Below are 11,768 nucleotides of genomic sequence, written 5' to 3'. Positions count from 1 at the left end.
CTGTCAGACGGGGACGAACAGGTCGACCTCGGTGCCGGCGTCGCGGGCGCTGACGATGCGGACGTCACCGCCGACCTCGGCCAGGCGGCTCTGCATGGACTCGGTGATACCGAAGCCGCGATGGCCCCGGGCCGGGTCGAAGCCGACTCCGCCATCGCGGACGAACACGTGCAGCCCGGTCGGTTCCGGTCGGGCGATGACCCAGGCGCGGTCGGTCCGGGCGTGCTTGCGGATGTTGACCAGGGCTTCGCGGGTCGCGTCGCAGAGCGCGGTGACCGTCCGGGCCGGAAGCTGCGGCCAGGACCAGCTCGGCTGGTCCGCTTGCAGTGTCACCTGGAGCCCGCGTTGGTCACAATCGGTGACGGTGCGGACGAGCGCGGCGCGTACGGGCTGCGGCTGGTCCGCACCGGTGCCATCGAGCAGCGCCCGCAGCCAGGCGGTATCCCGGGTGAGGTGGGTGCGCATCGGGCCGTCAAGCACGGACTCCGGACGGGCTAGCATCTCCATCGTCTGCAGGACTCGGTCGTGCAGGATCCGGGAGTAGCGTGCCTGCTCACGGCTACGGGCCAGGGCAGCGGCGGCCTCGACCAGCGCTGCCGGGTCGGGGGTGGACCGACGGGCGCTGACCCGGTCCCATAGCCCGGTCATTCGCCGGCGCCGCTGTCGCGGCGTGCCGGCGACGCAGTCGGCCAGCTTGCCCAGGTCGTGGTGATGACTGGCGGCGCCCATCGCGAGCACGAACCGCTCGTCCACCCTGGAGGCGCTCGGCAATAGCACGTTCGTGGGTAGCTCCGCGACCAGGTCTGCGAGCAGGCATAGGTCACCGGGACGAGCGGCGAGGTCGAGGACCGCGACGGCCAGATCGGCCCGGCGGCGTGCCCGCGATCGCAGGGTCACCCGGACGCCGGGAAGGCGTTCCAGGGCCGCTGCCGCGGCTTGCAGTCGTGGTCCCGGGGCGCCGGCGACGCTGACCCGTAACCGCGCGGTCACGCGGCTGCCTCGTTGCCGGTCAGCCGGGTGGCCAGGCGGGCCAGCTCGGCCTTGTTGCCGATGCCGCACTTGGCACGCACCCGTTTGACATAGCAGTCCACAGTGTGTCGGCTCAGGCCCATGCGCCGGGCGGTCTGCTCGTGCGTGAGGCCACTACCGATCATCGTGATGACCTGAGATTCGCGCGGCGACAGCCCGCAGGTGTCGGCCGTTCCGTCGGCGCCGCGCAGGTTTTTCGGGTGTACCACCAGGCCGGCGGCGACGTTCCGTACGGTGGCGGCGAGCTCCTCGCGGGGCGCGCTCTTGTGGACGAAGCCGACGGCTCCGGCCTGCAGACCGGCTTCGATGTCGGTGGTGTCGCGGGTGGCCGACATCAGCAGAATCTTGGTGGTCAGGCTGAACCGCGCCACCAGCGGTGTCGACGGCAGGTCACCGTCCAGATAGAGGTCCAGCAGCAGCACGTCGAGGTCGGTCACGTCGAGGTCGCCGGGTCCCGTGCCGCTCGCAGTGACCTGGATGCCGCTGTAGCCGTCGAGTGCCTGGCGCATGCCCCACGTGACAACCGGATGGTCGTCCAGAACGCCAATTTTGATCATTGTGTTTCCCCCGTGGCGAGTGATCCGTGATCCGCGTCTGATAACTGTGGAAGGACTCTGGTGTCAAGGGCTTGGGTCAATGCCGCCGGGTAATGCGGCCACGGAGGGCGACAAGACGACGGCCGACCAGGGTTTCGAGCTTGCCCGGCCTCGGAACGAGTGTCGGATGCTCACCATCCTGACTCGCCGGAGCTTGCATCAGTCAGTACGGTTTGTCAACGACGACCGTCCATCTCCTCTCGTACGGCAAACGCGGTGCGACGGCGACGCTCGATCCAGCTTGGCCGCGCCGTCGACGGGCGCCATGCCCCTTCTTTGGGTGACATGGCGAATCTGATTGCGGTGTCCAGACTCGACATCAGCGGCGCTCGCCGCGGAACTCTCACGCAAGTCCGCAACCCACGGGAGATGGTCATGCCCGAGCAACAGCAGATTCGTGTGGGCGTCGTCGGTCTCGGTCGCTCCGGCTATGGTCTGCACCTTGCCACCGTCCGGAAGCTGCCGGAGCTCTTCCGGGTCGTAGCGGTCACCGACCAGGATCCGGTGCGCGGCAAGGAGACCGCGGCGGAACTCGGCTGTGCCAACGCCGACAGCCACGCCGACCTGATTGCCTGCGACGATGTTGATCTCGTGATCGTGGCCAGTCCGAGCGCCCTGCACGTCGAGCACGCCTGCGGGGCTCTCGACGCCGGCCGGCACGTGCTGATCGAGAAGCCCGTCGCCCTGTCGGTGGCCGGTGTCGACGAGATCCGCGCGGCGGCTGAGCGCTCCGGACGGCAGGTCATCGCGGCGCAGAATCTGCGCTTCACCGCCGACTTCCTCAAGGTTCGCGAGGTGCTCGACTCCGGTCAGCTCGGCACCGTGTTCCAGATCAGCGTCCGCCGCCAGGCTTTCCGCCGCCGCTGGGACTGGCAGACCGTGGCCCGGCTGGGCGGCGGCATCCTCAACAACGACGCGAGTCACGTCGTCGACCAGATACTCGCGCTGATCGGGGAGTCCGCTGCGGACGTCGTCTGTACCCGGGTCCGCACGCCGCTGTCGATCGGCGCCGCCGATGACCACGTGAAGATCCTGCTCACCGGCGCCGGCCGCCCGCTGGTCGACATCGAGCTCAGCTCGGCGTGCGCCTACCCGCAGGACCAGTGGCAGATCCTCGGCACCGCCGGTTCATTGACTGGCACCGCGTCCGGTTTGCACTGGCGCTACGTCGAACCGCGGCTGCTCGAGCAGCGGACCGTGGCTGAGGAATCGACGCCGGACCGCAGCTACAACGCCGAGACGCTGCCGTGGATCGAGCAGGAGGCGTCCTTCCCGCACGAGACCTATCCGACGAGCCACCGGCGCCTCTACCGGCACGTGTACGACGTACTGCGGTTCGGCGCCCCGCTCGCGGTGCCGTTCGCCGACGTCCGGCGCCAGCTCACGGTGCTCGACGCCTGTCGTGCCACCGACCTGATCGACCTGGAGGTCGCCCGATGAAACTGGCATTCAGCACCCTGTCCTGCCCGGCCTGGTCCCGCGACGACGTGATCGAGCAGGCCGGCCGGCTCGGATTCGACGGCATCGAATGGCGCCTGCTGGATGGGAAGATCATCGGCCCGGAGCTGCCCGACGACACCGCCGACGAGCTCGGCCGTCGCACCGCCGTGGCCGGCCTCGCCGTTCCGGCGCTGGACACGAGCATCGATCTGGCAGTCCCCCCGGGCGCCGAGCGGACGGCCGTGCTTGCCGAGACCGAGCGGATGCTGTCATTGGCGCGCCGGTTCGGCGCCGAATACCTGCGGGTCTTTCCCGGCGCACACCCGCCGGCGGCCGACTCCTCCGGCTGGCTGCGCGACGCCGTCGAGGCGTTGACCCCCGCCGTCCGTGCGACCGGTGTCACTCTGGCCCTGGAGTTGCACGATTCGCGCGACCAGCCCGGCATCCGTGGCCGCTCGTGCAGCGCCTTCCTGGCCGAGGCGCTCGACGGCGTCGACTCCGCCATCGCCGGCGTGCAGTGGGACCTCGGCAATCCGTACCTCGAAGGCGAAGAAGTGGATGCTACCTGGGCCAACGTCGCCGGGAAGCTGCTCTACGTCCAGTTCAAGGACATGGCCCGTACCGCGACCGGCTGGGAGTACGTCCTCACCGGCGAGGGTGACCTGCCCCTGCACGACATCCTCGCCCGGCTGCGAACGGACGGCTTCGACGGCTGGATCTCACTCGAGTGGGAGAAGTTCTGGAACCCGCAGATCGCCGAGCCGGAACTCGCCCTGCCGGGATTCGTCGACTTCATGAAGGATTACCGATGAGCACCGGGCACGCCGTCATCGGCTGCGGCAGAGTCGCCCCGAACCACGCTGACGGCGTCCGCGCCGCGAACGGCACCCTGCTGTGGGCCTGCGACAGCGACCCACTGGCCGCGAAGTCCTTCGCCGCCGACCACGACATCCCCCGATGGAGCGCCGACGCCGCGGAGGTCCTGGCCGAGCCGCAGGTCACCACGGTGTCGATCGCCGTGGACCACGCGCAGCACGCCCGGCTCGCCGAGGCGGCACTGCGCGCGGGCAAACATGTCCTCGTAGAGAAGCCACTCGCGCTGTCGGTGGCCCAGGCCACCGACCTGGCCGAGCTGGCCGACCGGACGGGTCTGGTGCTCTCGGTCGTCTCCCAGCACCGCTACGACCCCCTGGTCGTGGCCGTACGGCGATGGCAGGACGATGGCCTGTTCGGTGAACTCGTCTCGGCCCGCGTCGCGCTCGAGGCGAACCGCGAACCGGCCTACTACGCCGACAGCTACTGGCGGGGAACACTCGCCGGTGAAGGCGGCTCCGCGCTGATCAACCAGGGCTACCACTGCCTCGACGTGACCAGGATGCTGGTGGGCGACCTCAGGGTGCGCGCGGCGGCCACGTCCTCGGCGGTGCTCGGCACGGTGATCGAAACCGAGGACACGCTCAGCGCCCTGCTGCTCGCCGGTTCGGTGCCCGTCTCGTTTCACGTCACAGTCGCTGCCGCGACGCTCTGGCGTACCCGAATCGATCTGGTGGGCACCGCGGGCGCGGTGACGTTCGACCTGGACCACCCGGGGACCCTGCACCGGGCTACCGGCCGCGTCCTCGAAAAGGCCGCCGCCGCGCTACCCGGGACGGACACGGCGCAACCCGTGGCGGGCAAGAGCTACTACGGCATGTCGCACCGTCGCCAGATCGCCGACTTCCTGGCCGCAGCCGAAGGTGGCAGCCCGATGCGGACCGGCCCGCAGGACGGCGTGGCAATGGTGTCGCTGCTGCGCGCCCTCTACGCCAGTGCGAACGGGGGAGCGGAGCGGGGGGTGACGGCATGACGGCCGCACTGCTGCACGAGACCCTCGACGGCATCCCGCTGGGAGCGGCCATGGCCGTGGTGGACGACAGCGGTGCGTGGTCATACGCCGACCTGCGCGACGCCTCCCGCGCCGCCGCCGCGTGGCTGCTTCGGAGCGGCGTCCGGCGCGGTGACCGCGTCCTGGTCGGCGCGCAAGCCGACCGGCGTTTCACGGCCATGCTGTACGGATGCTCGCGGATCGGCGCGATCGTGGTGCCGGTGGCGCCGGCGCTCACTCCCTTCCAACTCGCGCAGATCGCCGAGGACGCCGAACCGGCGCTGGCGGTGGGACTCCCCGACCTGGACAGCCGGTGGGCGGAGCTGGACGCGTTGTGGTCCGAGATCGCTGGCACCGAGCCGATCGCGGCGGATGAGCCCGGGCCCGACGCCAACGACCCGGCCGTACTCTTCTACACGTCAGGTAGCACCGCTGCGCCCAAGGCAGTGATCGCTCCGCACCGGCAAATCGCCTTCGCTGCGGCGGCGATCGACGAGCGACTGCGGTACCGCGCGAACGATGTCGTCTTCAACCGCCTACCGCTGAACTTCGACTACGGCCTCTATCAGTTGTTCCTTACGGTCCGGGCCGGCGCCTGCGTCGTGCTGGCCGGAACCGGCGCCGACTCGCGTCTTGTCGCCGACATCACCGGCCACCGGGCAACGGTCATACCGGTCGTGCCCGCGCTCGCCGCCATGCTCTACCGGCTCACCACCCGGACCGGGCCGGTCGACACCGTACGGCTGATCACCAACACCGGCGAAAACCTGCCGCCCGTCCAGATTGCGCAGCTCGAGCAGGCGTTCCCGAGCGCCGCCGTTGCCCTGATGTTCGGTCTCACCGAGTGCAAGCGGGTCTCCATCCTGGAGCCCGGCGGACACACGCTTCGGCCGGGCTCGGTCGGCCGCCCGCTGGAAGGAACCTCGGTGCGCATCGTCGGACCGGACGGCGTTGACCTTCCGCCGGGGTCTGTGGGTGAGATCGTGGTGCTCGGCCCGCACGTGTCGGACGGATACTGGCGTGCACCCGAGCAGACCGCCCGGCGGTTCTACCACGATTCCGCCACCGGTGAACGCGCCCTGTGTACGGGCGACCTGGGTTCCGTCGACCGGGACGGCTACCTCTACTTCCGCGGCCGCCGGGACCAGATCTTCAAGCACCGCGGCGTACGGACCAGCGTGGTCGAGATCGAGGCGGCCCTCGCCGCCATCCCGGGCGTACGGCAGGCCGTGGTGGTCCCGCCGCGCGACGGCGGGCCGGTCCTGCTCTACGCGGTGTCGACACTGACCGCCGCCGAAGTGCTCAGCGAGCTCGCCGAACTGATCGGCCGGCAGAAGCTGCCCGACCAATGCCATCTCGTCGACGAACTACCGCAGGGACCCAACGGCAAGGTGGACCGCGCCGCCCTGGGCCGGCTCACTGCAGTGGGAGGCACGACATGACTAGCACCGCTACCAGCGCACTGACCTGGGGACAGACCGAGATCGTCGACTGGCTGGCGATCAATGGCTACGACCTGTCGCGGATCATCGCCATCCGCGATATCACCCCGCCGGACGGCGTGGCCTGCGCCGCGGACGCCGAGGCGGCCCTGCACGGCATCGCCGACCGGCACGCCGCGCTGCGGGCCAAAGTCCGGGTGCCGCGCCTGAAACCGGCGTACCGGCTGGACGCCACGGACCGGCCCACCCAGTTCGTTGACGACGAGGACGGTTTCGTCGTCCGGCGCTACGAGGACGACGCGGTGACCGCGACCCAGATCATGAAGCTGGTCTGCGACGGATTCGACAGCGGCGATACCCGGCTCGATCCGGGCCGTGACCCTTCGCAGGCGGTCGTGTACCGCAGGCCCGACGACCGCTGGGGGTGCCTGTTGCTTACCTCGCGGGTGTTTACCGACGGCCCGGGCGGTCGGCGCCTCGGCGCGGAGTTCGCGTCCCTCGTGTCCGGCACGAAAGTCGCGGACCTGCCCGCCAGCGTCGACGCCGACACGGTGGTGGCCCACGAGGAGTCCGCCGCGCGGCGCGACGTCAGCCGGCGCAACATCGCCGGGATGCGCGACATACTGCGGCAGGCACCGACCGAAGCGCTTGTCCGGCCGCTCGGCACCGCCGCATCCGCCACGGTCATCCGCTCGCCGGCGTTCACCGCCCAGGTCGACACGATCTCCCAACGTTACGGCGTACCCCGCGGCGGCGTCATCACCGCCCTCGTCAGCCTGGGGCAGTGGGCGGAATACGGATACGACACCGTGCTGCTGAGGGCCCTAACCCAGTTGCCACCTCCGGTGCGCGGCGCGTCGTACGTAGGCCCCAACGCGCTACCGGCACTGTCCGCCGTGCCGGTCCGAGCGGACTGGACGATCAAGGACTATTTCGCCCGTGCCTGGGCGGCGACCATCGGCTCGTACCGGACCTGCAACTACGACCCAGCCGACTTCGACCACATGCAGCACCAGATGGCGGCGGAACACGGCCGGGAGCTGCTGGACGGGATCACCTACCTTAACTACCACTCGATGCAGGAGATCTTCGACGACGAAGCCGGATCGGACGCCGACGACCAGACGGTCGTCAGTCACGTGACGCTCGACCGGCACGACCGCGTCTTCCGGACGCTGATCGACATCAGGGACCTAGGCTCGTCGATGACGCTGCACGTGGAGGGGTCCCACACGCCGTCTTCCGGCGACACCCTGCGCCAGGCCCAGACCTTCCTCGCCATGACCGCGGCCGTCGCCGCAGCGACCGACGACACCACCCGGATCGGCACCACCGTGCGGTGAACCCCAACAGCGTCGACGACCTGCCACGGCTCTATCGACGACCTTTCGAGGATTGGAGAACACCATGCGTCCCCAGCTGATCGAAGCGGCGGCCGACACGTCGATCGAGGCCTGCGCGGCCGAGCTGCGCGCCGTCCTGGCCGACCGGAACAGCCTGGCCGAAGCGCCTCGGCTGTTCCGGGGCTTCGCCCTTGGCGAACCGGGCGACCTCTCGAGCCTGCTGAAACTGATGGTCGTGCTGGCCGCCCCGTACATCGGCGGGAACTCGCCGCGCACGCAGCTCGGCGAGAACGTCTACACGTCCACGGAGTACTCCGCACTCTCCGACATCACCCAGCACCATGAGCTGTCGTACGAGCTCCGGATTCCCGACGTCCTCTTCTTCCTCTGCGGGAGGCCGTCGGATACCGGGGGCGCCACGCCGCTGACCGATGCGGCCGCGGTGCTCCACAAGCTCGACCCGGAGCTGGTTGCCGAATTCCAGGCCCGTGGCCTGCGGTACGTACAGCGACTACCCGCCGCCGGAGGCGTCGGCAAATCGTGGCCGGAGGCCTTCGAGACCTCAGACAGGGCTGCCTGCGAACGCCTGCTGGCGGGCCTCGACCTGACGTACACGTGGGACGACGGCGACACGCTCGTGTTGGTCCGCGACCGGCCGGCGCTGCGCCGGCATTCCCGTACCGGCACCCAGCTCTGGTTCAACCAGGCGGACCAGTGGCACCCGTCATCGCTGGGCCCGGCTCGCAAGCGGGAGGCCCTGCAGCGGATGTACGGCGACCGGCTCCCGCACGACGTGGTCTTCGGCGACGGCAGACCCATCTCGGACGACGCAATCGCCGAGATCTCCAAGGTCACCCGGGCGACCGCCTGGGCCGCGCCGTGGAAGGCCGGCGACCTGGTGGTCATCGACAATCAGGCAACGATGCACGGCCGTGACCGCTACACCGGCGCACGCTCGGTCTTCGTCGCGATGGCGACGTTGGGCGACTGAGCCGTCCGCGACCACTTCACGGGAGGAACCACATCATGACCAAGGTTCTTGCTTCGGCCGAGGCATTCGGATTTGGCCCGGCGTCGAAACTCATCACCGTCAGCGCGGAGCTGCGCCGCCGGGGCATTCACATCGACGTGGCGGCCGCCGACGCGGCACTGACGTTCGCGCGGGCCAACGCCGGCCTCTTCGACGAGATTATCGCCGTCAACGGTGCCGACGAACTCGCGAAGATCGACGCCGCGGGCTACGACGGGGCGGTCAGCGTGATGGACCCGTTTCTGACCATCTGGGCGCGATCGAACGGGCTCCCGTGCACGTATGTGGACAGCCTGTTCTGGTTCTGGAACTGGGGCACGGGCCGCGAGGACCAGTTGCAGCAGACAGCAGCCGAGGTGACCGCGCAGCCGAGCGCGCTCGACGCGATCCGGGCGCTCGAACGGGTGCCCATGCACGACAGCCAGTACATCGCGCACCACCTCAGCGCTGTCAGTTGCGTGCAGGGTGCCACCCGGGTCGACGGGCGCTGCCGGGAGATCCGAGGGCTAGGCCGCGTCGACGTGGTCAATGCTGTGATCGACCTGACCTACCAGCGGGAGAGCAGCCCGGCGACCTGGCTAGCGACGACCAGCGGGGTGGTGAACCCGTTGCTGCCCAAGGACTGCGCCATCGCGTGGATCCGGACCGTGGCCCGCCTGCTCGAAGAGGCCGCCGACCGCAGCGGCAGCACCGCGCCGATCACGCTGGCCGGCAACGGCGAGCTGTTGGCGGTCGCCCCCGACATCGCCTCGGCACGGATCAAGCCTGAGCCGATGAGCCACGATCAGATCCTGATCGCCATGAACGGTGCCATTGGTTGCCTAACCCCACCCGGCCTCACCACCATGATGGAGTGCGCGGCGTACGGTGTGCCGTTCATTCTGCTGCCGGAGCAACACTACGGGCACATCTCTAACTTTGGCGCGGTCACCGGGTGCGGCACCCCGGAGATCTTTCCGCATGGGCTGGTCGACCCGGACGGGAGCGCGCGGGAGCCGGCCGACGTGCTCAGCGAGACGTTGCAGGTCGCGGAGAACCTGCGCCGGCACTTCGAGAACAAGACCGAGGTCTGGACCCGCATGGTCGAAGGTATCGCCGACGGCATGCGCGCCGCGCGCGCTGGCCGGGAACGGCTGCGAGCTGCCCAAGAAGCGGCAATGCGCGAGTTCGTCGGCGCCTTCACCGGCGCCGGACAGGTCGCGGACGTCATCGAATCACTCCTTCCGGAGCACGCCGACCCGGCACGTCACTGACTACTTGTGAGCGAGAGGCAGCACACCCATGTTGATCGGCAATGCCGTCCCCGTCCGCGATCACGACGGCGCCATCCTCGAGTACCACTGGACCGGTGGGCTCGCGACCCGGATCCTCGACATCGAACGGGAGCTGACCGCGGTCATCACCGGTGACCTCGACGCCCAGGAGTTCACCTGCGCCACGCTGCTGCACGACGAGCCGCTGCGCCGATCGGGCTACCTCGACAGCCTGCCGTGCGTCCCGTTCTACGCCGTGCCGCACGGCACCCCGGCGCGCGCGGGCAACGAACAGAGTCACTGGATGTTGAGCACCGCGGCGTGCTTCCACGTTCTCGCGGCGGTCAGCGGCGCGGCGTCCGTCACACCCGGGATGACGACGTACACGTGTGGAGCGGTCTGCCATCGCTCGGAGGCCGGCACCGACGACGCCGTCCTGCGGCTCTCCTCCTTCCGCATGCGTGAGCTGGTCCTCGTCGGCCGGGAGGCCGAGGTCCTCGAGCATGCCGAGTCGGCCTTCATGCGCCTCTACCGGCACCTGGGAACCGTGCTGACCCGGCTGCGGCTGGACGATGCGACTGACGTGTTCTACGGCGCCCGGGCGGAGGCCCTGCGCCGGATCCAGAGCGTGAAGCAGGTCAAGAAGGAAATCGTAACGTCGTGGTCGGACACCGACGACTATGCCGTCGCCTCGTGGAACAAGCACGGCAACCGCCTGACCGCCGCCTTCGCAGGTGAGGACGCGACCCCGGACACCCCGCACTCAGCCTGCGTGGCATTCGGCGTCGAGCGTCTCGCCGTTGCGGTGCTCGCCGCTGAGGCGGGACTGCTCCCGCAGAAGTTTCTCGCCGGCGCACGAGCCAGCTGACGTGGGGCACCTCGCTTGTGGAATCGCGGGTGGCTTGGCCATATCAGCCCGGTGCCCTGAGCGTCGCTGTCAGCGTGGCACTGGCTTCCAGCGTGGGTTCCCAGCCACTCGACGACATTGAGGCGCTGGTCAACCGGGCCGGTGTCGAGCTGATTGACCAGGCACTCCCAGTCAGGCTTGCTGACACAGCGCGGGCGCCCGGTGCGCCGAGGGTCTTCCTGAGCTACCGGGCAGGCGACGATGCCGCGGCCTCCGCTGCAGAGCTGATGGACGAAGCCATGGCCGCTCGCTAACACGGACGGCGCGGAGCGTCAGGACCACACCAGGCTGGGATCAGGCCCGCTCGCAGCAACGACGACTTGCCAGATCCAGAGGGTCCCACGACCATCACGGGCGCGCCATGCCGCTGCCGGCGCTGCACCATAGCCAGCAGCTCTGAAACCAAGACCTCCCGTCCACGAAAGAACTGGGCGTGCTCGACCTCGTATGGGGCAAGTCCGCGGATCGGCGACGGAGCCTCGGCGGGCCGCGGTCCTAGCTGTGCCCGCACCCGATCGAGTGTCGCCAGCCACTAGGCGAGCCGGGTCTCGTCCTTCTCGCCAAGCACGCTGAGTAAACAAAGAAACACGGTCAGGGGTCTGTCAAGCGAACGGTGTAACTCGGGTTGTTGAGGGTTACTTTCGGCCTGCGGTCAGGCGGCCTTCGAAGGCCATTTCGAAGGCGTTCAGGGCGGGTTTCCAGCGCATGGTCCATCGCCGGCGGCCCTGTCCGGTCGGGTCCAGGCTCATCACGGCGAGGTAGACGCATGTGAGGGCGGCGCCCTCGTTGGGGAAGTGGCCGCGGGCTCGAACGGCTCGGCGGATGCGGGCGTTGACCGACTCGATGGCGTTGGTGGAGCAGATC

General features: G+C 69.3%; 13 protein-coding genes. 9 read left to right on the top strand and 4 right to left on the bottom strand.

The window, feature by feature from the left end; genetic code table 11:
- Positions 1-3 precede the first annotated feature (3 nt).
- Together ACIBMZ_RS29205 and ACIBMZ_RS29200 are read right to left on the bottom strand one after the other, a co-directional pair.
- Entirely contained in the window at positions 4-990 is a 987-nt protein-coding gene (locus tag ACIBMZ_RS29205) for a sensor histidine kinase (RefSeq protein ID WP_396699316.1), read from the bottom strand.
- Entirely contained in the window at positions 987-1,586 is a 600-nt protein-coding gene (locus tag ACIBMZ_RS29200) for a response regulator transcription factor (RefSeq protein ID WP_396699314.1), read from the bottom strand. The genes ACIBMZ_RS29205 and ACIBMZ_RS29200 overlap by 4 nt, the downstream gene beginning before the upstream one ends.
- A gap of 255 nt (positions 1,587-1,841) precedes the next feature.
- Between ACIBMZ_RS29200 and ACIBMZ_RS29195 the strand changes: the two genes are divergently transcribed.
- From ACIBMZ_RS29195 to ACIBMZ_RS29155, 9 genes are all read left to right on the top strand, one after another.
- Positions 1,842-3,065 carry a Gfo/Idh/MocA family protein gene (locus ACIBMZ_RS29195; protein ID WP_396699312.1) on the top strand — a complete coding sequence of 408 codons (1,224 nt, stop codon included), beginning with the start codon at positions 1,842-1,844 and terminating at the stop codon, positions 3,063-3,065.
- A gap of 47 nt (positions 3,066-3,112) precedes the next feature.
- Complete coding sequence (locus ACIBMZ_RS29190; protein ID WP_396699310.1) at positions 3,113-3,877, top strand: sugar phosphate isomerase/epimerase family protein; 765 nt, start codon at positions 3,113-3,115, stop codon at positions 3,875-3,877.
- Positions 3,874-4,911: a Gfo/Idh/MocA family protein gene (locus tag ACIBMZ_RS29185; RefSeq protein WP_396699308.1), complete on the top strand. Its 1,038-nt coding sequence runs from the start codon at positions 3,874-3,876 to the stop codon at positions 4,909-4,911. The genes ACIBMZ_RS29190 and ACIBMZ_RS29185 overlap by 4 nt, the downstream gene beginning before the upstream one ends.
- Complete coding sequence (locus ACIBMZ_RS29180; RefSeq protein WP_396699306.1) at positions 4,908-6,371, top strand: class I adenylate-forming enzyme family protein; 1,464 nt, start codon at positions 4,908-4,910, stop codon at positions 6,369-6,371. The genes ACIBMZ_RS29185 and ACIBMZ_RS29180 overlap by 4 nt, the downstream gene beginning before the upstream one ends.
- Positions 6,368-7,714, top strand: coding sequence for a hypothetical protein (locus ACIBMZ_RS29175; RefSeq protein ID WP_396699304.1), 1,347 nt, complete (start codon positions 6,368-6,370; stop codon positions 7,712-7,714). The genes ACIBMZ_RS29180 and ACIBMZ_RS29175 overlap by 4 nt, the downstream gene beginning before the upstream one ends.
- Positions 7,715-7,778: 64 nt before the next feature.
- Positions 7,779-8,705, top strand: coding sequence for a TauD/TfdA family dioxygenase (locus ACIBMZ_RS29170; protein WP_396699302.1), 927 nt, complete (start codon positions 7,779-7,781; stop codon positions 8,703-8,705).
- A gap of 35 nt (positions 8,706-8,740) precedes the next feature.
- On the top strand, positions 8,741-9,997 hold the full coding sequence (locus tag ACIBMZ_RS29165) for a hypothetical protein (RefSeq protein WP_396699300.1): 1,257 nt from the start codon (positions 8,741-8,743) through the stop codon (positions 9,995-9,997).
- A 31-nt stretch (positions 9,998-10,028) separates the two neighbouring features.
- Positions 10,029-10,865, top strand: a complete 837-nt coding sequence (locus ACIBMZ_RS29160; protein WP_396699298.1) for a hypothetical protein — start codon at positions 10,029-10,031, stop codon at positions 10,863-10,865.
- 74 nt (positions 10,866-10,939) lie between these two features.
- Positions 10,940-11,158 (top strand): hypothetical protein, encoded by a 219-nt coding sequence (locus ACIBMZ_RS29155; RefSeq protein WP_396699296.1) that lies wholly within the window; start codon positions 10,940-10,942, stop codon positions 11,156-11,158.
- On the opposite strand, the gene ACIBMZ_RS29150 is transcribed toward ACIBMZ_RS29155, so the two are convergent.
- Positions 11,155-11,415: a hypothetical protein gene (locus ACIBMZ_RS29150; RefSeq protein ID WP_396699294.1), complete on the bottom strand. Its 261-nt coding sequence runs from the start codon at positions 11,413-11,415 to the stop codon at positions 11,155-11,157. The genes ACIBMZ_RS29155 and ACIBMZ_RS29150 overlap by 4 nt on opposite strands.
- A gap of 124 nt (positions 11,416-11,539) precedes the next feature.
- A partial coding sequence (locus tag ACIBMZ_RS29145; protein WP_396699292.1) for a transposase occupies positions 11,540-11,768 on the bottom strand: 229 nt, incomplete at its 5' end.

The sequence above is a fragment of the Micromonospora sp. NPDC049900 genome (assembly GCF_044461025.1).
Classification (GTDB): domain Bacteria; phylum Actinomycetota; class Actinomycetes; order Mycobacteriales; family Micromonosporaceae; genus Micromonospora.
Note: the sequence above shows the minus strand (reverse complement) of the source record. Positions and strands in the feature narration are given on the sequence as shown.

Excerpts from the sequence above, each read along its gene's own strand:
- ACIBMZ_RS29200 (WP_396699314.1), bottom strand. The coding sequence starts at position 1,586 with ATGATCAAAATTGGCGTTCTGGACGACCATCCGGTTGTCACGTGGGGC.
- ACIBMZ_RS29185 (WP_396699308.1), top strand. The coding sequence starts at position 3,874 with ATGAGCACCGGGCACGCCGTCATCGGCTGCGGCAGAGTCGCCCCGAAC.
- ACIBMZ_RS29180 (WP_396699306.1), top strand. The coding sequence starts at position 4,908 with ATGACGGCCGCACTGCTGCACGAGACCCTCGACGGCATCCCGCTGGGA.
- ACIBMZ_RS29175 (WP_396699304.1), top strand. The coding sequence starts at position 6,368 with ATGACTAGCACCGCTACCAGCGCACTGACCTGGGGACAGACCGAGATC.
- ACIBMZ_RS29170 (WP_396699302.1), top strand. The coding sequence starts at position 7,779 with ATGCGTCCCCAGCTGATCGAAGCGGCGGCCGACACGTCGATCGAGGCC.
- ACIBMZ_RS29165 (WP_396699300.1), top strand. The coding sequence starts at position 8,741 with ATGACCAAGGTTCTTGCTTCGGCCGAGGCATTCGGATTTGGCCCGGCG.